Below are 22,389 nucleotides of genomic sequence, written 5' to 3' on the forward strand. Positions count from 1 at the left end.
GATTCTCGACTGGAAATCCTGGAGGTCCGGGAAGGCCGCGAAGGGCGATCGAACTCGATTACCTCGCGGCTCTTGGCGAGGCCGTGACGTTGCCAGCTTGGCAAAGAATTGTGGCCAGGGCGCTTGCCGACGCAGAGGCCGGCGACCCTCGGGCAAGAGACTGGATTACCAAATACGTCATTGGCGAATCGCCAGCGCGACTTATTGATTTGGCTGCGCGGGAGCAGCGTGAAGTGACTTCAGCGGACGAAATCTCTGCGCTAGCAGACGAACAAGCGAGCGACGCAAAATGGGCCGCACAGACAAGAAACATCATCGAAAAACTCGCGACTTCATGAACGCACGCCGGGCGATTTCCGCGCTGTTGCCGGCAATCCGACGCATTGCCCGAACGCCCGAGCGCTTCACCACTGAAGTGCGTGCGCACATCGTAGACTTGATATCTCTCGGTGTTGCCGGCCCCGATATTCATCTAATGGCTCGCGCCATTTCTACGTTGATTGCTCTAGAGGCTGAGAATCAGCGAAGGGACCACGCGGAGTTTCGCGATTGGGTCAACGGGCTAGGTCCGAAGCCCTCATTTCTAGCTGAGCCAAAATCTGGCTATGATGACGAAAGCGGGACGGCGTCGACGGGTTGCAAACCGGCGCGCCAAGCGGCCTAGACCGGTTCGAGGAGTGATTCGCCTTTCTCCTTGACCGGCTTGGGCCGGCCCGACTTATAAAAGGCGAATTATCATGCCGGGCGATTCATCGCCCGTCGACAGACTGGATCAGGATCACAAAGCAGATTCCTTATCCAGTTCTGTCACGGGTCCCGTCAATCTGGTTGCCAGATTTACATCCCTGCAATATCTAGCCGAAAGCGAGTATGCGGCGTCAAAGAATACATTTTGGCTCGCCGCAGTTGCATCTGAAATCGACATCGATCGTTGCGATCATTATGACGAACGATGCGGAAAGCTCGTTGATGGAAAGATTTGGCTGCCTTGGGGCTGTATCAAATACCTCGGCGGAGTCGTTTTGAATGGGGAAAGCCAATGGAAACTCTTAGCTTTCTCCTTGCTGCACCAGAACCCTGAGGAATGGGAGAGGTACCTCAGCTTCGCCGCCGCTGCTGGGGCGATGATGGTTGCACATCCTCCAACGTGGATGCCCGCCGCGATGCGACCCAGCGATCCAACTTCGACATGGGTAGCGGCACTCTTTTTTTATGCTCCTCGTGCCATTGATTGCGTCGTCAAGCAAGCGGCGGTTTGTGGCCTCATCACTCAGCCATGGGCAGCGTCATTAGCGGCGATGAGGGAGTGGCAATCTCAGCCGCTCCTTTTAAATTCTGCAAGCAAGCCGCCGCAAGAGGACTCGCCGGCCGCGACAGGTACGACTATAGGGTTCTTGGGAGCCGCGGAACTAGCAGATAAGCTCGGCATTCATATAACGCAACGACCAGCATTCTTTCAGCGCCTATCGAGGGACCGAAAGAAGCTGGAAGACCATTGCTGGATCGAAACTAGCGAGCCCGGGCCCAACCAATCCCGATATCTATATCGCGCAGATTCAGACAGCATCCTCACCTTGGCGTCGATCTACAAGAATCCGCGACCGACCTAGCACTTGTTAGGCCAGCGTTATACCAAAACTTCTTTCTGCTATTCTACGCCGACATACACTGAATGGCGCCGTCTAACATTTGTTAGACCAACGTCATCTCACGCCATGCCCGGGCCATGCCGTGGCAAACTTGCTCCATGCAAACCGCAATTCGCGGCGCGCAATCACGCAGGAGCAATTCCCATGACTCCCGGACCTATTGAATCGTCCCCTCTGGCCCTGCGACCGCGCGACGCGGCAAGGGCGCTGGGCGTCTCGCCGCGAACTCTCTGGAGCCTAACCGCTCCACGCGGCCCCGTCCCTTGCCTGCGCGTCGGCGCCGGCAAGCGACAGACCGTACTCTATCCCGTCGCCGAGCTACAAGCCTGGCTGAGTAACCAAGCCGCCGCTGCGGTGAAGGGAGGCGACGCATGAGCGCCGCTGATTTTTCTACCGCTCCGCGTCGACAGGCCGTCTTGGTCATCGCTCACGCCGACGGTTTCCTGGAGGCGTTCGCCGAGCGGAACATCGACGTTCACTTCCTGCGCCAACCGGCTGCTGAAACGCCACTCGGCGAACGCATCGCCGAAGCCTGCGCCGAGTTGATGCTGCCGCGCCGGTGCCGCGACGTATGGCGTCGCGACCTGCTGCGAGCCGTCGGCACGTCGCGATCGCTGACGGCGGAAACGGCGCTGGCGGCCCTCGCAGCGAAGGATTGTCAGGCCGCGCTAGAGCCGTTCACGCCCCGGCCCGAGCGGCCCAGAAAGGGGGCGGCATGAATCATCTGCGAACCCTGCCGCTCAACGGCAGCGATCGAACTGGCGACAAAACGACTTATCGTCCGGCGGTCGCTCCAGTCGCACCGTTCCCGACGGAAGCGCTCCCGGGCCCCGTCGGGGCATACGTGGTGGCGGCGGCGACGGCAATCGGTTGCGATCCGTCGTTCATCGCGCTGCCGATGCTCGCCTGCCTGGCTCGCGCCATCGGCAACAAGCGAATCATCCGGCTCAAGCGGACCTGGACCGAGCCGGCCATTGTTTGGGCCGCCATCATCGGCAAGAGCGGAACGCACAAGACCCCCGCGCTGCAAGCGGCGATGCAGTTTCTCCAACTGCGAGAGAAACTCTCGCTCGCCGCGCACGCCGACGCGCTCGCCAAGCATGAGCAAGACCTGGCGCTATACGACCGCGACTTCGGCGAGTGGAGGCGGTCCAAGAGCAGTGACCCGCCCCCTTGGAAGCCGGAGCCACCGCGCTGCAACCGCATGCTGACCAGTGACGCCACCATTGAAGCGCTAGCGGCGCTGCTGGCCAATCAAGACGACGGCATCTTGGTGATGCGCGACGAACTGGCCGGCTGGATCAACGGCATCGCCGAATACAAAGGGGGACAGGGAGGCGATCTGAGCCATTGGCTCGCCTCCTGGAGCGCGGCGCCGATGACCGTCGACCGCAAGACGGGCGCCGTGCGGATGCTTCACATCCCCCGAGCCGCCGTCTCGCTCGTTGGCGGCATCCAACCCGGAGTCTTGCGATCGGCCATCGGCCGCGAGCACATGCAAGACGGGCTCTGCGCACGGCTGTTGTTGGCGATGCCCGCCCCGCGACCGGTGCGCTGGACCGAGGCGACGGTCGATCCGGCGATCGAGGCGAAACTGGGCGACGTGTTCGACCGGTTTCTGTCGCTGGAGGCGGCCGTCGACGCCGAGGGAAACCCCGAGCCGTACCCGCTCGACTTGACTCCCGAGGCGAAGGCCGTCTGGATCGACTGGTACAACCGCCACCGCGAAGAGTCGGCCGACCTGGGGGACGACTTGGCTGCTGCCTGGAGCAAGCTGGAGGCTTATGCCGCGCGGCTGGCGTTGATCGTTCAGTTGTCCGCTTGGGCGGCGGGAGACGACGCGGCCGCGGGCGCCGCCGTTGATGAGGCATCAATGAGGGCTGGCATCGCCTTGGCTGATTGGTTTGGCCTGGAGGCGAAGCGCGTCTATGGATTGTTCGGCGAGAACGACCAGGAGCGAGAAACGCGGGAACTGGTCGAACTGATCCTGCGGAAGGGAGGCGCGATCACTGCGCGGGAGTTGATGCGCACGAGCCGTCAGCATCAACCGGCGGCGGTCGCCGAAGCGGCGCTCAATGCCCTGGGGCAAGCTGGCCTGGGAAGGTGGGAAGTCGACGTCGAAACGGGGGGGCGCCCCCGCTCGCTGTTCAGGCTGTTGACGCCGCTGACGTTGACGGAAGCCAGCGAATCCCCCGGTTTAGAGACTTTTGGCAACGTCAACGCAGTCAACGGTTCCCTAAATCACGCTGATGGGAAGGGCGAGCGATGAACACGCACACCATAGACGCCCCGGAGCCAGAGGACGATTTGCCCAAGTTGGCACGCCCTCACAAAAACGTCGCCGAGCGCATCGACCAACTGCTGGCCCGCTGCGACAAGCTGAAGCGGGCGTCGGCCCTGCGGCCCACGCGATTCGACGACGACGGCGAAGCTCACGCCCGAGCGACGGCTCGCGACGACAATGATGGTTAAAAAGGTACTCCGCAAATCTTCCTGACCGGCGCCCTCCGTCGGAAGATTCGCTACCTCACACACTCCTTAACCCTTGCCAACATTTGCGCCGTCATGCATTGCGTTGCATAATGTCGCTAGGGTCTGCCACGACAACGATAGGAATAAACGATGGCTAGTATCGCACGCGACAAGAATGGCACGCGGCGGATTCTGTTCGTCACCCCCGACGGCAAACGGCCGACGATCCGGCTGGGCAAGGTATCCCAGCGGACGGCCGAGGGCATCAAGTACCGCGTCGAGCAATTGCTTGAATCGCTCCGATTCAGCCGGTCGATGGAAGCCGACTTGGCCGAATGGGTGCTGGGGCTAGACCTGGACTTTGCCAAGAAACTCGCCCGCGTGGGCCTGATTCACGACCCGCAAGCCAAGCCCGCGGCAACGCTCGCGGCATTCCTAAAGGCATATATTGACGGCCGAGTTGACCTGAAGCCCGCTACCAAAATCGTGCGGGGACAGGTTGTTCGAGACTTGAACGAATACTTTGGCGAGTCGCGCGAAGTGCAAAACATTACGCCCGGCGATGCCGACGACTTCAAGCAATGGTTGGTTGGCCGCAAGCTCGCCCCCACCACGATCCACAAGCGGCTGCAAGTCGCTCGCTCATTCTTTCATGCCATGCGGCGGCGGAAGCTGATCGACGAGAACCCATTCGAGGGCGTGAAGTCGGCAGCCACCGGCATCAAGAACCGGCAGCACTTCGTGACGCCGTCGGAGATTGCGCAAGTATTGGAGGCCTGCCCCGATCATCATTGGCGCGCTATCGTCGGTCTGAGCCGCTTTGGCGGGCTGCGAACGCCGTCGGAAACGCTGTCGCTTCGCTGGCAAGATATCGACTGGGAAGCCGGCCGACTTACCGTGACCAGCCCCAAGACGGAACACCATGCCGACGGAGCAAGCCGCGTGATTCCGCTGTTCCCTGAACTGAGGAAGCTGCTAGCCGAATCGTTCGACCTGGCGCCGGTTGGGGCGGTGTACGTCGTCGATGAACGCTTCCGCAAGTCGGCAATGGGGCCGGCCGGCTGGATGAACCCCAATTTGCGAACGCACTTCACGAGAATCGTTGAGCGCGCCGGCCTGAAACCGTGGCCGAGACTATTCCACAATCTACGCGCGAGCCGCGAAACGGAATTGGTGGAACGCTACCCGCTGCAAGTCGTGACCGACTGGCTGGGGAACACCCCCAAGGTGGCCATGCGACACTACCTGATGACGACCGACGAACACTTCGCGGCGGCGGTTCGGGATGACAACCTGACGGCCGAGGCCGATGCGGACAAAGCGGCGCAGAATGCGGCGCAGCAGGCGCACGTTTCGACGTGCAGAGAGTCGCAGCCGGTGGTGGCCGCGCACAAAAAAACCCCGGTTTTGCCGGGGCTAGCGAATCCTTGCGATACTGTACAAGCATTCAGAATGGCGGGGGCCGGATTCGAACCGACGACCTCGAGGTTATGAGCCTCGCGAGCTACCTGGCTGCTCCACCCCGCGTCAGATCAATGATTCTAGCTCGCGCACGGCCGCGGGACAAGGAGCCTCGGGGATCCTGCGCGAAACGCGCGACTGGCGGTTATTTGACGACTTCGTTCCAGATGCTGTAGCCGGAAATCACTGACAGCCCCATGAAAAACACCCCTCCCAGGAATAGGCCGATCCGCAGGAACCAGTTCGGCCGCAACTCGCGGGGGAGCAGGATCAGATTGACCGCCAGGACGTGCCAGCAGCTGAAGCCCATGGCGGCGTTGTAGAGGGCGGCCGCCCATTTGAGAAGACGCACGGAGTCCCACAGCGTGAGCGAAACCAAGCCAAACGCGGCATAGGCGCACAGCGTGCCGAAGAAGAGGGTGCGGATCCGGTGAGGATCCCAGCGGCGGAGCGGCGGGAGCGCCGTCCAACTCACTTCGACCCAGCGGCGCAGCGCATTCTCCGCGGTGGTAGTGATGTTCGGCGCCAGGACGAGGAAGCCGCAAAAGAGCACGGCGAACCACATGAATTGGCCCCACACGGGTCCGGCGGCGTCACGCAGACCATTGGCGGTAAGCGCCGCGGCCTCCCAATCCTTGGCCTGCGTGTTGCGAGGCAAAAACTGAATCGACAGCATGCAGGGCAACGCAATGCCGACGAAGCAGGCGGGCATCCACACGGCCAGCTGATCGCGGAGGACGTAGCGATACCAGCCCTTGAAACGCCGCAACGACTCGGCCGTGATCCGAAATACCATGCCGGTGTGCGAAAGCTGCATATTCTCGCCGCCGATCATGCTTGGGATGACGCCGACGTTGGCGCCCATCCCCCAGCCCTGGTCGCGGGTGTAGGAACTGATGGCCGTGTTCGTGAGCCCGCCGCTGCCGGAGATGGCGGCCAGCGCCCCCAGGATCGCCAGCATCTGGGAATCGATATGCGGAAAACCCTCGCCATTCCATAGGGATACGAAGATATTCTTTGTCATCGGCTGATCGGCGTCGCCGCCGCCTATCACCGGGACGCTGCCGAACTTGACGAAGCCGCTGAGGATTTCAATCCACGTCTCCATGGTTGAATACAGCGCGGCGACCAGGATCAAAAAACCAAGCACGAGCAAAATCTTGACGCTGATCAATGCCTTGAGCGAATTGTAGACTTTACCGCCGAACAGTAGCGGGGTCATCATGCCGATGAACAGCACATACCGCAGCGTTCGCAATAGTGCGTCCCCGGTGATCGACTGGCTGAACAACTCGTAGGTTCGATCCGGCTGGGCGATTTCGCCGACCATCACGGCGGCCAGCGGGGTGGCGGCGGCCGATGCGATATAGGGGAACACCGAACCGAAATCGAGCAGCAAGTAGAGGGCGAGCCAAAAGAACGGCCCCGGCAGCAGGCGAAACTTGCCAGTAAAAATCGACTCGCCGCTGTAAAGCGTGTAGCGACTGATCTCCAGGTTGTAGACGACCTGCCCCAGGATCGAGAGGGTCGACAGCCAGAGGATCGCGCCGCCGTACTTGGCCGTGGTCAGCGGGCCGGCCATCCATTCGCCGGCCCCGATCGCGGCCCCGCCCATCACGAGGCCCGGTCCAATCAACTGCGTCCACGTGCGCAGCGACATCGGCGGCGCCTCGGGAAGTTCGCCTAGCTTCCACGGCGGCATTTCCTTCGAGCCGATCTGCAACCGAGGCGTCGACTCGGAGGACGTAGCAAGAGCGGACTCATTCATGCGGAGCTCGACAAAACGAACCGGACAGGAAAAGACGCCAACTGAGACAAGTTCGGGCGTGGAAGCGGCGGTCGGTCGATTGTCGCATTTGCGCGGTCTCCGTGGTAGGTTGTCAGGGCGCCGGCGAGGCGGACCTTTTCATTTTTCGCACGACGTCGGCCAGCGGCGGCCGGTGCGAGACGTGCGACGACTCATCCTCACTTACTTCATTGCCATGACGACCAAACTTAAGGATATTGCTCTGGCGACGCTCGCAGCGTCGTGCATGACCACACTCAGCTGGGGAGCCGAACCTATGGGCGTTGAGCCGCGACCAGTGGGCAAAATCGAACGACACGATCCGGCGCTTGACGCGATCGTCGATCCGAACACGCCCATCGAGATTCTCGCCGAGGGTTTCGAGTGGAGCGAAGGCCCCGTCTGGTGGCGGGCCGACGGGTCGCTCCTCTTCTCCGACATTCCGCGGAACACGATCTTCAAGTGGAGCGAACAAGGCGGACTCGAAGAGTTCCTGAATCCCTCGGGCTACACCGGCGAGATTCCGCGCGGCGGGGAGCTTGGCTCGAACGGGTTGGCCATCGATCCCCAGCAACGGCTGGTCATGTGCCAGCATGGCGACCGTCGGGTCGCGCGGCTCGAGTCGCCGCTCAAGCCGGGAACGAAGCCTGCGGCGAAGTTCGTCACCGTCGCCGATCGGTGGGACGGCAAGCGATTCAATAGTCCGAACGATCTGGTCCTGCACTCGAATGGCGCCGTCTACTTCACCGATCCGATGTACGGGCTGCAAAAAGGGGGCGACCCCAGCACGGCGGAAATCGACTTCATGGGCGTCTACCGCTGCGGTCCCGACGGCAAGGTGACCCTCGCTACGCGGGCGATGACCAAGCCAAACGGACTGGCCTTTTCGCCTGACGAGAAGATTCTTTATGTCGGCCAATCGGATAGCGAAGCGGCCATCTGGCGGGCGTTCGACGTCCAGGCGGACGGCACGCTGACGAACGAGCGAGTTTTCTTCGATGCCACCGACCTGGTGAAGCAGGGACTCAAAGGCGCCCCCGACGGATTCAAGGTCGACAAGAACGGTAACCTGCTGGCGACCGGGCCGGGCGGCGTGCTAGTGATTTCGAAGGACGGCAAGCACCTGGGCACGATCTCGACCGGCGAGGCGATTGCCAATTGCGCCTGGGGCGACGATGGCGGCACGCTCTACATGACGAGCCACATGTATTTGGCGCGCGTCAAGACGAAGACCCGCGGTGCGGGCTTTTAGCCCCCGGCTCCGGCGGGGGTCGGTTTCTTTACAGGTACGCATGGCCACGCGTAGCGCTACCCCCTGGCGGACAACATTATGCAAACGCCATCAGATCGTTTCCTCGTCGCAAGTGGTTTCTAGCGGCCTGGATGCAGAGTTTGGCGTTCACCCAGAGGGTGACGCGCGGCAGTCGCCTCACCCAGTTGGGGAGTGGTCCGAGCCCGCCGCCGAAATTGGTGAGTTGAGCGAAGCGTTGCTCGATGTACGTCCGCTGCTTGAAGAGTGCTTGGCCATCGGCGGTCGTCAGCAGTTCGATCGACTGCAAGCGGCCGATGCTGTGGCGGCGGTGGCCCAGCGCTCGTCCCGCGCGACGCTGCGGAGCGATCAACGTCACGCCCGACCGTGCGGCGATCTCGTGCAGCGGGTTGCTGTCGTAGTTGCCGTCGGCCAGGACGCAGCCTCCGCCGACTTGCGGCAAGAGTCGCCGGGCGACCGTCTGTTCGCTCACGTTGAGCGGCTGGATTTCGCACGCCACGAGCGCATCGATCGTCCAGACGGCGTGCAGCTTGTAGCCGCGGGCCGGGCCGCCGACGCCATGCCCGCGCGTGGCGTCGGGATCCTTGCTGAAGCCTCCTACCGGCAACGGCTTACCGTCGAGGAAGCTCACCTCCGGCGGGTGCGGGCCCTGCCAGCAACGCTTCCTCAACCGCTCGATCAGTTCCACGGCCGCCGCCGTGCGGAGACGACGGCTCGCCGTCGATTGGCTCGGCAGCCGCACCTGCCATGACGACGGCCAATTCTCCGGCCGACACGCCCAACTCACCGGTCGATCGTGGATCACCGCCCAGAGATAGACGCCGACGATCCAACTGACCGAATAGACGTGTCCCGAACGATCGCTGCATAACCGCCGAGTCAAACGGTATAGTACGCTCCAGAGTTCGCGTTCCATGGCTCACCTCCTAGAAACGTGTCAGGTCTCTAGGAACAGCCTGGAACGCGGGCCTTTTTACCGCTAGCGACGCGTGCTAGCTATTGCATTATGTTGCGGAGCCAGGGGCTGCAAGACTAATGCCGAGAAATTGCTAGTCGGCCATGTTGGCCAAGGCGGTTTCTTGGCCGACTCGGGCCAAAATGGACAAAATCCTGAGGTCGGCGCGCATTCTTCTTCGCATCACTGCAAGCGGGCGACCGCAGTGATGGGTTGAAATTGGGTTCCGTTGTCAAATATCAGCGCATTGCTGTACGCGCATCCTGGGATGACCTGTGGCCTATTTTCAACACAAAAGTTTGCGGAATTCTGCTGGCCAAAAATGGGGGCTTGCAATAAGTAAGTGGCGTCTCGACGCACTCCCGGAGGGCGTGGCCCGCCGGCTACAATCAGGGGCTGCCCTTGTTGACGTGCGTTCCCCTGAATGGCGATGGCGACCTGATGAAAGCCCTGTTGCTAAGCGAGTATCGAACACTGAACGTCGTCGAGATGCCCATTCCGGCGATCAGCAGCGACGAAGTACTGGTGCGCGTCGGCGCGTGCGGCATTTGCGGTAGCGACGTCCATGGTTTCGACGGCTCGACCGGACGGCGGATTCCGCCGCTCGTGATGGGTCACGAGGCGGCCGGCGTTATCGAAGCGGTAGGCGGCGAGGTGCGCGACTTTGCCGTCGGCGAGCGGGTGACGTTCGATTCGACCGTCTCCTGCGGGGAGTGCGACTACTGTCGCGCAGGCTGCGTGAATCTCTGCGACAACCGGCAGGTGCTGGGGGTTTCATGCGGCGACTATCGACGGCATGGAGCGTTTGCCGAGTTCGTCGCCGTGCCGGAACGGATTCTTTATCGCCTGCCGGACGGACTGTCGCTGGAGCACGCCGCGCTGATCGAGGCAGTGTCGGTCGCCGTCCATGGGGTGAAGCGATTCGTACCTCGACCGCACGACGACGTGGCGATCATCGGGACCGGGATGATCGGACTGCTCGTCGTCCAGGTGTTGCGGCACTATGGCTGCCGGCGACTCATTGCGGTCGACGTCGATGACGATCGACTGGCGCTGGCGAAAAGGTTCGGCGCCACTGATGCGCTCAATGCAAAGCAAGTCGACGCAACAGAAGCGATTTTAGAACTGACGGACGGACGCGGCGTCGCGGCGGCGTGGGAGGCTGTGGGAGCCACCCCGACGGTGCAGACGGCAGTCAACTGCGTGGCCAAGGGAGGTCACGTCACGCTGGTGGGAAACGTTTCGCCAAACGTCGAGTTGCCTTTGCAGGCCGTGGTAACGCGCGAGCTGACGCTGCATGGGACGTGCGCCTCGAGCGGCGAGTATCCCGAGTGCATCGAACTAATGGCGAGCGGCGCGGTCAACGTGCGGCCGCTGTTGAGCGCGGCGATTTCGCTCGAGGAGGCGCCGGACTGGTTTCAACGGCTTTACTCACACGAGCCAGGGTTAATGAAGGTGGTGGTGACGCCGTAGTGAGCCCTCGGTTTGAAGGAAGTAAGTTCAACAGCCATCATTCGCGAAGTGCTTAGCGGATGACGACTTAAACACAGAGCACTGAGAGCACGGAGGAATACTGAGTCTGATCGCCCTCTAATCTTCTCTGTGTTCTCTGTGGAAAATACGATTCGTGAAAGCAAATGAATAAGCTTCTAATGGACCGGTGGCTAACAGGGATTTTGAACAAACCATGAGCACTGATCACTTTGATCTGGCTGGTCGGACGGCGTTAATCACCGGCGCGAGCCGCGGATTGGGGCAGGTGTTTGGACGAGCGCTCGCGCGCGCGGGGGCAGATCTCATCGTCACCAGTCGAAAGGCGGAGGATCTCACGCCATTCTGTCATGAAGTCGAAGCGATAGGGCGACGGGCATTGCCGCTAGAGCTCGATGTGCGCGATCAGTACAGCATCGAGGCGATGTGCAAGGCGGCGATCGCGGCGGTCGACAAGATCGACGTCCTCGTCAACAACGCCGGGTGCAATATTCGCAAGCCGGCGCTCGAGGTGACGTGGGATGATTGGAACACGATCCTCGACACGAACCTGCGGGGGTCGTTCTTCGTGGCTCAGGGAATCGCGCGACATATGGTGGAGCGCGGCTACGGCCGGATTATCAACATTGGGTCCGTCACATCGGTCTGCGGTTACGCCGGACTGGGCCCCTATGGCGCTAGCCGCGGGGGCATCAAGCAACTGACGATGAGCCTCGCCGACGACTGGGGGCCGCATGGCATTACCGTCAACTGCCTGGCGCCGGGGTGGTTCAAGACGAACCAGAACCGGGCCCTCTACGAACAAGAGGGGTGGGTCGAATATCTGACCGATCGCATTCCGCTGAAGCGTCCGGGAAAGCCGGATGACCTGGAGGGGGCGATCGTCTTTTTGGCGTCGGATGCGAGCGCTTATGTCACCGGCCAGACGCTGCTGGTCGACGGCGGCATCTCGGGCGGGCCGGTGAAGATTAAGTTATAGGTTGATCGTTGGTCATCCTGAGCGAAGCGAGGGATCTGGCGTCTCGGACGGGATGTCAGATTCTTCACTCCGCTCAGAATGACGTCCACGGCCTAAGGCTCGACCACCGGACGGCCTTCGGGGTCGACTTCGGGGAGGGTGGCTTCGGTGCCTTCGGGGGCCATCGTGGCGAGGTGGACCACCGCTTCTCCTTGCTGGACGAGCGGGTTGTTCGTGTGGCCGATGACGAGGCCATCTTCGGCGGCGACTAGGGGCGCGGCGTCGTCGCCAAAAGCGTCGGCGACCATGCCGAGTTGCTGTCCCGCGGAGACGCGGGCGCCAAGCTTGACGTCGAGTCGCAGGATGCCGCTGTTGAGGGCGCGAACCCAAGAGGTTTTGGCAATCAGGGCCGAATGCTTTCCCTTGATCCGAGGCGCCGTGGACCGCATGCCGAGAGCCTGTAATACGCGGAGGACGCCGTCGCGGCCGAGTTGGATCGCTTCGTCGTCGAAGCGGAGGGGCTCGCCCGCCTCGTAGACGAGGGTGCGGATGCCAGCGTCGGTGGCGGCTTTGCGGAGCGAGCCGTCGATGGCGCCGGCGTGCATGATCACCGGGGCGCCGAAGGCTTCGGAGAAGCGGCGCGTCTCTTCGTCGTGAAGATTCGCACGGATCTGCGGCAAGTTGGTGCGATGGTTCGAGCCCGTGTGAAGATCGATGCCGTATTGGCACTTCACCACGACTTCCTGCATAAAGAGGAAGGCGAGCCGCGCGGCAACTGAGCCGCGCTCCAGGCCGGGAAACGAACGATTGAGGTCGCGGCGATCGGGGAGATAACGCGACTGGGCGTTGAAGCCGAAGACGTTAACGATCGGCACGGTGATCAGGCAACCGGCAAGGTCGCGCGGGACGATCTTCTCAAGCACTCGGCCGATGATCTCGACGCCGTTCACTTCGTCGCCGTGAACGGCGGCGCTGATCCAGACCGTCGGGCCGGGCTTGGCGCCGTTGACCACCATGATCGGCAGGGTGAGGCTAGTGCCGGTGGGGAGCTTGGCGACCGGGATTTCGATGCGTCGACGTTCGCCGGGGTTGACGAAGACGCCCGCGACTTCAATAGGTAGATTGCTGACTTTGGGCACGGCTCGTCCTTGAGTTGTCACCCGAAGCACTGCAAGGTGCGCTTCGGGCATTTTCAGCCCCCGGCTTTGCCGGGGGGCTAAAGAACTTCACGCCGACCATGCCGCAAGGCCGACCCCCCGGCGGAGCCAGGGGCTACAAACGCTCTACCCTTTTCCTTTATCTCGCTGCAGTCCCGCCTTCGCATTCTTTTCGATGAACTCGATGATCTTCGCCGCGACGTCGACGCCGGTTGATTTTTCGATGCCTTCCAGGCCTGGCGACGAATTGACTTCCATGACCACGGCGCCGTGGTTGGAGCGGAGAACGTCGACGCCGGAGATGTTCAGTCCCATCGTGCGGGCGGCGCGGACCGCGGTCGAGCGTTCTTCGGGAGTGATCTTTACCTTTTCAGCGCTGCCGCCGCGGTGGAGATTCGAGCGGAACTCGCCGGGGGCAGCTTGGCGCTTCATGCTGGCGACGACTTTGCCGCCGACGACGAAACAACGGACGTCGCTGCCGCCCGCTTCCTTGATGTACTCCTGGACGAGGATGTTCGCATCGAGGCCGCGGAAGGCTTCGATGACCGCTTGGGCCGCCTTCTTCGTTTCGGCGAGGATGACGCCGACGCCCTGGGTGCCCTCAATCAGCTTGACCACCAGCGGCGTGCCGCCGGCGAGGCTGATGACGCCGTCGATGTCTTTGGTGGAGTGAGCGCAGCCGGTGACCGGCAGTCCGACGCCGTCGCGGGCGAGGAGCTGCAGGCTGCGGAGCTTGTCGCGCGAGCGGCTGATCGCTTGCGATTCATTGGCGACGAAGACGCCCATCATCTCAAACTGCCGGACCACGGCGGTGCCGTAGAAGGTGTTCGACGCGCCGATGCGAGGGATGATGGCGTCGACCTTGAGCGGTTCGCCCTGGTAGATCACCTGCGGCCGACGGGACGTGATGTCCATATAGCAGCGCAAGTAATCGACGATGAACATTTCGTGGCCGCGGTTTTTGCCGGCCTCTTTCAGTCGCATCGTCGAGTAGAGCGACGGCCGCCGCGACAGGATCGCGATCCTCATTCTGATCTCCGTTTCTTTCTCTTCGCTGGCTTCTTCAATGATGCATTCGAAACGCGCGACTGGCTTACAACATACGACCGACCTGGATCGACCACAAACCTCCCTCGGACGGCTTCGCGCCCCAGCAGCATGCGGAACCCCATTTCGTCGCGAGCGGCCAGGGTGAGCTCGATGGGCCAACGCTGGCCGTCGAGTTCGATTTCGATGCTGACGACAGGACGATTGGTGGTATGACCGCTGGAGCTGCGTATCTGGCGAAACTCTAGCACGGGAGCTTCAGCGCGGAGGGTGGTTTTCACGTCCCGCTGCAAGGGATGGACCACAAACCGCACCCAGCGGACGCCGTCGCGATCAAATTCTTCGACGTCGAAGGCGTGAAGGGACGAACTGCGGGCGCCCGTATCGATCTTGACTTTGATGGCGTCGATGCCGAGGGCCGGGAGTGCGATCCATTCCCGCCAGCCGACGATCGGTTTAGGTGGTTTTTGCGGCGCCTTCATGGCGGGAAAGGGTTGGCGGGTGGGGTTGTTCTTACAGTGGCCAAGACATTGAACCACGACGACGCGACGGGCACAACGGAAGTCCGGGCGTCACCCATACTTTCTTTGCGCCTTCGCGCCGTGGCGAGAGATGTTAAGGAGAGACGTGTCAAGCCAAGGCGCGAAGACGCAAATCGAAAACGGTGGGAAAACCTACAGGCCGGGGCTGCTTTGCATAATGCCGCCGTCGGCGAAGATCGTGGTGGCGGTGATGTAGCTGGCGGCGTCGCTGGCGAGGAAGGCGACGACGCTGGCGATTTCGCTCGGTTGGGCCATCCGGCCGACGGGGATCGCGTCGTCCAGTTTTTGCAATAGCGTCGGATCATTCATCGTCGACGTGTTGATCGGCGTGGCGACGGCGCCCGGGCCGACGCCGGCGACGAGAATCTTGTGCGGGGCAAGCTCGACGCCCGCCGTGCGGGTGAGCATACGCATGCCGCCTTTCGACAGGCAGTAGGCGATGTTGCCGGGCATTGGCCAATCCTCGTGGACCGAGGTGATGTTGACGATGCGACCGCCCGTGCCTTGCTTGATCATTTGCTTCGCGGCGAGTTGGGTGCCGAAGAAGGCGCTCTTGAGATTGATTTCCAGCACTTTTTCGTACTGCTGCTCCGTCGTGTCGAGGACATTGGTGCGGGTTTCGACGCCGGCGTTGTTGACCATCACGTCGAGGCGTCCGAACTTGGCGACGGCGGCGTCGATGAGCTTTTGCAGGTCGGCGACCTGGCTGACGTCGGCGTCGACGCCGATCGCCTGCACGCCGAGAGCGGCGACTTGCTTTTCGAGCGCAACGGTCGCTTCGGGGTGGGCGACGTAGTCGATGACGACGCTGGCGCCTTGGCGGGCGAGTTCAAGGACGATCGCCAGGCCGATGCCGCTGTTGCCGCCGGTGACGATGGCGACTTTGCCTTTGAGAGTCATTTAGTTTCGTCCCTTGTATGAAGGATTAAACACGGAGACACGGAGATCACGGAGTAAGGCGAATAGTTTGGATCCGCCGATGGACGCAGATGAACACAGATAAGTCTTATTAGCGTCCATCAGCATCAATTACCGGTACAAACCGTTTTCTACATTCGCTTAGCGTCTTGTCCCTGACTTTCTTAACTTGCCTTCCTCCGTGCCTCCGTGGTCTAACTACTCTTCTCCTAACCGAGCCGCTGTAGCAGGTGATCGCCGACACGCAAGGAGTTGGCCATCGCCGTGAGAGCGGGGTTCACGGCGCCTATGCTGGGGAAGAAGCTGGTATCGACGACGTAGAGGTTGTCGAGTTCGTGGGCCTTGCAGTTCACGTCGAGCACCGAATTTTTGGGGTCAGTTCCGAAGCGACAGGTACCCGCTTGGTGCGCGACGCCGCCGAGATCGATCTCGTTTTTCATGTAGAGGTTGCGGGGAATCAGGTGGTCGTGCATGTCGAGCTGGTTGAGCATCGACTTGAGCTTCTCGTAGAGCTTGTTCTTCGCGACCTGATTTGACGGGGTGTAGTTGAGCGTGATCGCCCCGTTCGCGTCGACGGTGACGCGGTTTTCTTGACGTGGCAGGTCTTCGGTCGAGAGCCAGAAGTCGACGGCGTGCTTGGCGATCTGTTCCAGCGACCATTGCGGCGCGAGTAGCGTCTCGATTGGCTTTTCGCCGCGGAACATCGGGGCCTGCGACTTGCCGACCATCTGGATGTTTCCCATCGGAAACTCGAAGCCAGGCATGCCGAAGTAGAAGTCGTTCAGGCCGAGCGTTTTCTGGTAGATCGTCGGGTTCGGTTCCTTGGAGAGCGCAAGTACCGCCTGACTGTTGTGGAACATGTAGTTGCGGCCGACCTGATCGGAAGCGTTGGCGAGGCCGCGGGGATGCTGGTCGCTGGCCGACGTCAGCAGGAGCTTCGCCGAGTTGGCCGCGCCGCAGGAGACGACGACGATGCGGCCGGTGAACTCGACCGGCGTTCCTTCGTGCGTCGCATGAACGCGAGTCACCTCGCGGCCAGTGGGGCTCGTTTCCAGCCGATGGACCATCGCGTTGGTCATCAGCGTGACATTGGGGAAATCGAGCGCGGGGCGCACGGCGAGCGTTTCGGCGTCGCTCTTGGCGTGGAGCACGCAGGGGAAGCCGTCGCAGTTGATGCAGCGGCAGCAGCGGCTGAACGCCAACTCGGCCTCGTTCAGCATGATTCCGCACGGCGAGTGGAATGGGTGGTAACCGGCGCGAGCGAGGTCGTCGGCGAGTTTTTGGATTCGCGGTTCGTGCGACACCGCGGGATGGGGATACGGCCCGCTGGAGGGAGGCTCTGTGGGATCTTCGCCGCGGGCGCCGTGGACGTGGTACATCTCCTCGGCTTGCTGGTAGTAGGGTTCGAGCTCCTCGTAGCGGATCGGCCACGCCGGTGAGACGCCGTCCTGATGCTGGCGCTCGGCGAAGTCCTCCTGACGCAAGCGGTAGAGGGCGGCGCCGTACATCTTGGTGGCGCCGCCGACGAAGTAATGGACGCCGGGCTGAAACGCTTTGCCATGCTTGTCGTACCAGACGTCTTTGGAGACGTAGCGGTTGTCGACGAAGACGGCTTCGGCGCTCCAGTTTTCCGGCTCGCGCCGGAGCCAGTCGCCGCGCTCGATCAGCAGAACTTTCTTGCCGGACGGGGCGAGATGCCGAGCGAGCGTGCCGCCGCCCGCGCCGCTGCCGATGATGATGACGTCGTACTGCTGGGCCATGGCGACTACTCCCGCTCCCTGGCAGGGAGGGGTTAGGGGAGGGATTTACAGGCTAGGCACAAATGTAGGTCACGATTAGCGATTAAGAACGGGACGCGGATTGACAGGAATTTGTCGGATGTGCGCCACTGGCGACCCAAATACGATTCTTCGTCTCCCTTGACCGACCCGATCAACTCTTGATCAAAACAAGCGAAGAACGAGCTTCACACCTATAGTTGCGCTGTCCCGTGGTCAGCGATATGGGCGAACTGCTAATGTCGTTCGGGCTTTCGAGAGCCGTATCGATCAACCGCCGCCATGCCGCGCCCTGCGGCAGGGAGGGCAGCGCGAACTCCAGAGACTCCCAATATGCGTTGAACGCCACATAGAGGTGCTCAGCGCCGTCCGGGCCGACGAGTTCGTAGGCCAACGCGTGGGATCCTTCGCCCCAGTCGGGCTGATTGAGCTCAACGCCATGCCAAGTGATTTGCGGCGCGCCAGGTTCGCTCCAAAAGGGGCGACTGCGGAAGAGCGCCGTCCGTTGATGGAAGGCGATCAGTTCGCGCGTGAAGCGGAGTAGGTCGGCGTGTCGCTCCAGATCGTCCCAATCGAACCACGATAACTCGTTGTCCTGGCAGTAGGGATTGTTGTTGCCTTGTTGCGTGCGGCGGACCTCGTCGCCCATGACGAGCATCGGCCGGCCTTCGGAGAGGAAGAGGATCGTCAGCAGGTTCTTCGCTTGGCGTTGCCGCAACGATTCTACGGCCGCGTCCTCGGTCGGCCCTTCGGCGCCGCAGTTCCAGCTGAAGTTGTCGTCCGTGCCGTCGCTATTGTTCTCGCCGTTTGCCTGGTTGTGCTTCGCGTCGTAGGAGACGAGATCGTTGAGCGTAAAGCCGTCGTGGGCGGTAACGTAGTTGACGCTGCGGTCGGGATTGCGGCCTGTTTCGTGAAAGAGGTTGCGGCTACCAACGAGGCAATCGGCTAGGCTCCCGACGATGCCGGCGTCCCCTTTGACGAAGCGGCGGACGACGTCGCGGTAGCGGCCATTCCAGACGCCCCACCGATCGCCGGCGAAGTGGCCTACTGAGTAAAGCCCGCCAGCGTCCCACGCTTCGGCGATGAGCTTCGTGCCGGCGAGGACGGGGTCGGACTCGATGTCGTACAGAATTGGGGCTCGTGCGAGCGGGGCGCCATCCCAACGGCGGGAGAGACTAGCCGCGAGGTCGAAGCGAAAACCGTCGACATGCATCTCGGTCACCCAGTAGCGGAGACAGTCGAGAATCATCCGCCGTGCGACCGGGTTGTTGGCGTTGACGGTGTTGCCGCAGCCGGTGTCGTCGATATAGCGCGCGAGATCGTTGGGGGCGTGAATGTAAAAATCTTCATTGTCGAGGCCGCGCCAGGAGAGGGTCGGGCCGATCTCATTGCCCTCAGCCGTATGATTGAAGACGACGTCGAGAATGACTTCGATATCGGCTCGATGGAGCGCTTTCACCAGATCGCGAAACTCATCGACGGCGGCCAGCGGCGATGGCCCGGAACTGTAGGCGGCGTGGGGAGCAAACCACGCGACGGGTTGGTAGCCCCAGTAGTTGACGCCGCTGGGGGCGTCCTGCGGATCAAACTGCTGCGCCGGCATCAGCTCGACTGTCATCACGCCGAGTTGTTGCAAGTAAGGGATCTTCTCGATCAGGCCGGCATAGGTTCCGCGCTTCGCGACGGCGACGCCCGAGGTCGGATGCTTCGTAAATCCGGCGACGTGCATCTCGTAGATCACCGAATCGACGTAGGGGCGCTGGAGCGAATGGTCCCCTTCCCAGTCGTACGCGGCAGGATCGACGACGACGCTCTTCAGCGCGGACGCGGCGTTGTCGCCCGCGTCGATCGCTCGCGTCCGCCGATAATTCGAAAGGTTAGCAATTTCGCGAGCGTAGGGGTCGACCAGCAGCTTCGTGGCGTCGAATCGCAGGCCGACCGCTGGATTGAACGGTCCGTCAACGCGGTATCCATAGAGCTGCCCTGAGCCGACCCCTGCGAGATGGACGTGCCAATAGTCATAAGTACGGTTTTTGACGGGATCGAGTACGACCTCGTGCGCCGGCTGCGCATCTTCCGGGCGATCGAACAACTGCAGCGTCACGCCCGTGGCATGCTTCGAGTGGAGACAAAAGTTGACGCCCCCGGCGTCAACGGTGGCGCCGATCGGAACGGCTCGTCCTGGCGTCGCGATCGTCATCTCACTGTTGCCCGCCGTATTCGAATAGCATCGAGACGATCAGCGCCGTCCAACCGGTTTGATGACTCGCTCCGACGCCGGCGCCGGTGTCGCCGTTGAAATATTCGTGGAACGGTATGTGATCGCGCCAGTGGGGATCGGTCGCAAAGTAGTCGTTCTCGCCCCACACGGCGCGGCGGCCGTTGCGCGTGCGATCGGGCAGGAAGATGCGCGCCAGGCGGCCTGTAATCTCCGAGGCCACTTCCTCAAGGTTCTTCATCACGCCCGAGCCGGTCGGAAACTCGACCTTCAAATCGTCCCCGTAGTGGCGATAGAATTCGTGGAGTGCGCGGACGATCATGTAGTTCACGGGAAACCAGATCGGCCCGCGCCAGTTCGAGTTCCCGCCGAAGAGCCGACTGTCCGACTCGGCCGGGAGATATTTCACGACGAATTCGTGCCCATCGACTTTGAGTTCAAACGGGTGGTCACGGTGATAGCGCGACAGCGATCGAATCCCGTAATCGGAAAGAAACCCCTCGGAATCGAGCATCTTTTGCAATACAGCGGTCAGCCGTTCGCGAGTAAGAATCGCCATTAACCGTGAGTTGTTCGCCGCGGGTATCGCGACGGGCGCGACGCTGCGGAGCAAATCGGGTCGATGCTTGAGGAACCAGCCCGCTCGTTCCACGAACAGATCGAGACCGGCGAAGCGATCTGGCTCCGCCGTCAGCACGGCGAACAGCGGTACGAGACCGACCATGGACTGGATTTTGAGCGCGTGCGTCGTGCCATCGGTCATCAAGACGACGTCGTAGAAGAACTGATCCTCCTGATCCCAAAGATCGATCCCCTGCCCGTCCATGTTGGTCATCGCATGGGCAATGTAGAGGAAGTGCTCGAAGTACTTGAGCGCCATGTTTTGGTAGAAGGGATCATGCTTGGCCAACTCGGCGGCGATAGTGAGCATCGCGATGCAGTACTGGGCCATCCAGCTCGTGCCGTCGCTCTGCTCGAGCAACTCGCCGTTGGGGAGCGGCATATCGCGATCAAAGCAGCCGATGTTGTCCATCCCCAGGAATCCGCCGCCAAAGACGTCGCGGCCGCCGCTGTCTTTGCGATTGATCCAGAAGCTAAAGTTGAGCATCTCGTTCTGAAAGATCTCTTTGAGAAACTCAAGATCGGCGTGCCCCGTGTCTTCTTTCTCGATCTGATAAACTCGCCAGGCAGCGAAGGCGGTGACGGGGGGGTTCACGTCGTCGAAATTCCACTCATAGGCCGGAAACTGCCCATTGGCATGTTGGTACCACTCGTAACCCATGCGAATGAGCTGCTTTTTCGCATACCACGGATCGAGGCGGGCCATTGCGATGCAGTGAAAGGCCAAATCCCAACAGGCGTACCAGGGGTACTCCCAGGTGTCGGGCATGAGGATGACTTCGGCGTTGTGGAGCTCTTTCCAACGATGGTTGCGGCCTTGCCATCGCTGGGCGGGGGGAATCGGCTGCGGCTCGTCGCCTTTGAGCCAGCGGAACACGTCGAAGTGATAGAACTGCTTTGACCAGAGCAGGCCCGCGCACGCCTGCCGGGCGACGACCCGTTCGTCAGGACCGAGCTTGGCGGGCAGGATGGCGTGGTAAAACTCGTCGGCTTCGCCGCGGCGTTGGGACAGGATCTGATCAAAGTCGCCGAAGGGAACGGCGTGAGGCTCCGCGCGAAAACGGACCTCAACGGTCGACGTGCCGCCGGACGGGACGTCAAAGCGGATGTGGCCGGCAAGCTTGCTGCCTTGCCGATCGTTGGCCGCCGCGGCGTTGCCTTGGGCGATGCGTTCGTGGAAGCCGTCTTTGACAAATGCCGCTCGGTTCGGCCCTTCGCCGAGACGCTCGAAGTTGGTTTCGTTCTCTGTGAACAGCAGTTCGACTGGCCGGCTGTCGCCGCTGCGGACGTACCACCAGCGCTCGCCGATCGCGTCGGCGTTGGTGTAAGCGGCCATCGGGCCGGCAACGCGGATCACGGGGCGCTCGGCGCCGACTTCCCACGACCAGCGGTTGCGGTACCAGAGGTGGGGCAGAATGTGGAGCGGCGCCGCGTCGGGACCCCGATTGACGGCGATGATCCGGCAGAGAATGTCTTCCGGGCTCGCCTTGGCGTACTCGATCGTCACGTCAAAGTAGCGGTTTGCACGGAAGTCGGCTTCCAGCGCGTCGAACAGCTCGTATTCGGGCTGCTGCTGGTTCCGCTCGCCGTTGACCTTGACAAGATCCTCGTAGGGATACGCGGCCTGCGGATACTTGTAGAGCATCCGCATGTAGGAATGAGTCGGGGTCCCGTCGAGGAAGAAGTAATACTCCTTCACATCCTCGCCGTGATTCCCCTGCGGATTGCTGAGGCCGAACATCCGCTCCTTCAGGATCGGATCGCGCTCGTTCCAGAGGGCCACGGCGAGGCACAGGTGTTGTTTCTGATCGCAGAATCCGCCGAGACCGTCTTCGTTCCAGCGATAGGCGCGGCTGCGGGCGTGGTCGTGGGGAAAGTAGTTCCAGGCGTCGCCGTCGGCGCTGTAATCCTCGCGGACGGTGCCCCATGCCCTGTCGCTGAGGAATGGTCCCCAGCGCCGCCAGTCGCCGTCGCCAGCATTGCCTTGGGTGAGACGAGTTTGTTCGGCGCTGGGCATCGCGAGCGTTGGTCCTGTGGGAGGCGTCTCCGACGCCGATTTCACGTGA

Annotated in this window: 19 protein-coding genes and 1 tRNA gene; 10 read left to right on the forward strand and 10 right to left on the reverse strand. The window is 61.9% G+C overall.

What is annotated here, in order from left to right; all coding sequences use genetic code 11:
• The first annotated feature begins 289 nt into the window (after positions 1-289).
• The 7 genes from I41_RS22875 to I41_RS28685 all read left to right on the forward strand — a co-directional run bounded on the left by I41_RS22875 (position 290) and on the right by I41_RS28685 (position 5,615).
• Positions 290-664 carry a hypothetical protein gene (locus tag I41_RS22875; protein ID WP_145435278.1) on the forward strand — a complete coding sequence of 125 codons (375 nt, stop codon included), beginning with the start codon at positions 290-292 and terminating at the stop codon, positions 662-664.
• Between the two features lie 73 nt (positions 665-737).
• On the forward strand, positions 738-1,610 hold the full coding sequence (locus I41_RS22880) for a hypothetical protein (RefSeq protein WP_145435280.1): 873 nt from the start codon (positions 738-740) through the stop codon (positions 1,608-1,610).
• A 183-nt stretch (positions 1,611-1,793) separates the two neighbouring features.
• The gene (locus I41_RS22885; protein WP_145435282.1) at positions 1,794-2,024 is read left to right on the forward strand and encodes a helix-turn-helix transcriptional regulator; all 231 of its coding nucleotides are present in this window, start codon (positions 1,794-1,796) and stop codon (positions 2,022-2,024) included.
• Positions 2,021-2,368: a hypothetical protein gene (locus I41_RS27520; RefSeq protein WP_168207103.1), complete on the forward strand. Its 348-nt coding sequence runs from the start codon at positions 2,021-2,023 to the stop codon at positions 2,366-2,368. Before I41_RS22885 ends, I41_RS27520 begins: the two co-directional genes overlap by 4 nt.
• A complete protein-coding gene (locus tag I41_RS22890) occupies positions 2,365-3,918 on the forward strand; it encodes a YfjI family protein (protein WP_168207104.1) in 1,554 nt (517 codons plus the stop codon). The genes I41_RS27520 and I41_RS22890 overlap by 4 nt, the downstream gene beginning before the upstream one ends.
• The gene (locus I41_RS22895; protein WP_145435286.1) at positions 3,915-4,121 is read left to right on the forward strand and encodes a hypothetical protein; all 207 of its coding nucleotides are present in this window, start codon (positions 3,915-3,917) and stop codon (positions 4,119-4,121) included. Before I41_RS22890 ends, I41_RS22895 begins: the two co-directional genes overlap by 4 nt.
• Before the next feature lie 315 nt (positions 4,122-4,436).
• On the forward strand, positions 4,437-5,615 hold the full coding sequence (locus tag I41_RS28685; protein WP_391524847.1) for a tyrosine-type recombinase/integrase: 1,179 nt from the start codon (positions 4,437-4,439) through the stop codon (positions 5,613-5,615).
• On the opposite strand, the gene I41_RS22905 is transcribed toward I41_RS28685, so the two are convergent.
• Together I41_RS22905 and I41_RS22910 are read right to left on the reverse strand one after the other, a co-directional pair.
• A tRNA-Met gene (locus I41_RS22905) sits at positions 5,575-5,648 on the reverse strand. The genes I41_RS28685 and I41_RS22905 overlap by 41 nt on opposite strands.
• Positions 5,649-5,727: 79 nt before the next feature.
• Positions 5,728-7,350 (reverse strand): Nramp family divalent metal transporter, encoded by a 1,623-nt coding sequence (locus I41_RS22910; protein ID WP_145435288.1) that lies wholly within the window; start codon positions 7,348-7,350, stop codon positions 5,728-5,730.
• Positions 7,351-7,564: 214 nt separating this feature from the next.
• Here I41_RS22910 and I41_RS22915 point away from each other — a divergent pair, with 214 nt between their 5' ends.
• Positions 7,565-8,620: an SMP-30/gluconolactonase/LRE family protein gene (locus I41_RS22915; RefSeq protein WP_246133733.1), complete on the forward strand. Its 1,056-nt coding sequence runs from the start codon at positions 7,565-7,567 to the stop codon at positions 8,618-8,620.
• A 76-nt stretch (positions 8,621-8,696) separates the two neighbouring features.
• On the opposite strand, the gene I41_RS22920 is transcribed toward I41_RS22915, so the two are convergent.
• Positions 8,697-9,554 (reverse strand): transposase, encoded by an 858-nt coding sequence (locus I41_RS22920; RefSeq protein ID WP_145429803.1) that lies wholly within the window; start codon positions 9,552-9,554, stop codon positions 8,697-8,699.
• A gap of 480 nt (positions 9,555-10,034) precedes the next feature.
• Between I41_RS22920 and I41_RS22925 the strand changes: the two genes are divergently transcribed.
• Positions 10,035-11,066: a galactitol-1-phosphate 5-dehydrogenase gene (locus tag I41_RS22925; RefSeq protein ID WP_145436473.1), complete on the forward strand. Its 1,032-nt coding sequence runs from the start codon at positions 10,035-10,037 to the stop codon at positions 11,064-11,066.
• 214 nt (positions 11,067-11,280) lie between these two features.
• On the forward strand, positions 11,281-12,063 hold the full coding sequence (locus tag I41_RS22930) for an SDR family NAD(P)-dependent oxidoreductase (protein ID WP_145435291.1): 783 nt from the start codon (positions 11,281-11,283) through the stop codon (positions 12,061-12,063).
• A gap of 92 nt (positions 12,064-12,155) precedes the next feature.
• Here the strand turns inward: I41_RS22930 and I41_RS22935 are convergent, their stop codons facing one another.
• From I41_RS22935 to I41_RS22965, 7 genes are all read right to left on the reverse strand, one after another.
• Complete coding sequence (locus I41_RS22935) at positions 12,156-13,181, reverse strand: succinylglutamate desuccinylase/aspartoacylase family protein (RefSeq protein WP_210421041.1); 1,026 nt, start codon at positions 13,179-13,181, stop codon at positions 12,156-12,158.
• Between the two features lie 144 nt (positions 13,182-13,325).
• Positions 13,326-14,228, reverse strand: a complete 903-nt coding sequence (gene rimK / locus I41_RS22940) for a 30S ribosomal protein S6--L-glutamate ligase (RefSeq protein WP_145435294.1) — start codon at positions 14,226-14,228, stop codon at positions 13,326-13,328.
• Complete coding sequence (locus I41_RS22945) at positions 14,225-14,728, reverse strand: ATP-dependent zinc protease family protein (protein ID WP_145435296.1); 504 nt, start codon at positions 14,726-14,728, stop codon at positions 14,225-14,227. Before I41_RS22945 ends, rimK begins: the two co-directional genes overlap by 4 nt.
• Positions 14,729-14,920: 192 nt before the next feature.
• The gene (locus I41_RS22950; RefSeq protein WP_145435298.1) at positions 14,921-15,688 is read right to left on the reverse strand and encodes an SDR family NAD(P)-dependent oxidoreductase; all 768 of its coding nucleotides are present in this window, start codon (positions 15,686-15,688) and stop codon (positions 14,921-14,923) included.
• A 227-nt stretch (positions 15,689-15,915) separates the two neighbouring features.
• On the reverse strand, positions 15,916-17,466 hold the full coding sequence (locus I41_RS22955) for a GMC oxidoreductase (protein ID WP_145435300.1): 1,551 nt from the start codon (positions 17,464-17,466) through the stop codon (positions 15,916-15,918).
• A gap of 172 nt (positions 17,467-17,638) precedes the next feature.
• Positions 17,639-19,684, reverse strand: coding sequence for a glycogen debranching protein GlgX (gene glgX / locus I41_RS22960; protein WP_145435302.1), 2,046 nt, complete (start codon positions 19,682-19,684; stop codon positions 17,639-17,641).
• Between the two features lies 1 nt (position 19,685).
• Positions 19,686-22,340: an MGH1-like glycoside hydrolase domain-containing protein gene (locus I41_RS22965; RefSeq protein WP_145435304.1), complete on the reverse strand. Its 2,655-nt coding sequence runs from the start codon at positions 22,338-22,340 to the stop codon at positions 19,686-19,688.
• Positions 22,341-22,389: the final 49 nt, after the last annotated feature.

Origin of the sequence: Lacipirellula limnantheis, from assembly GCF_007746075.1 — a bacterium.
Taxonomy (GTDB): domain Bacteria; phylum Planctomycetota; class Planctomycetia; order Pirellulales; family Lacipirellulaceae; genus Lacipirellula; species Lacipirellula limnantheis.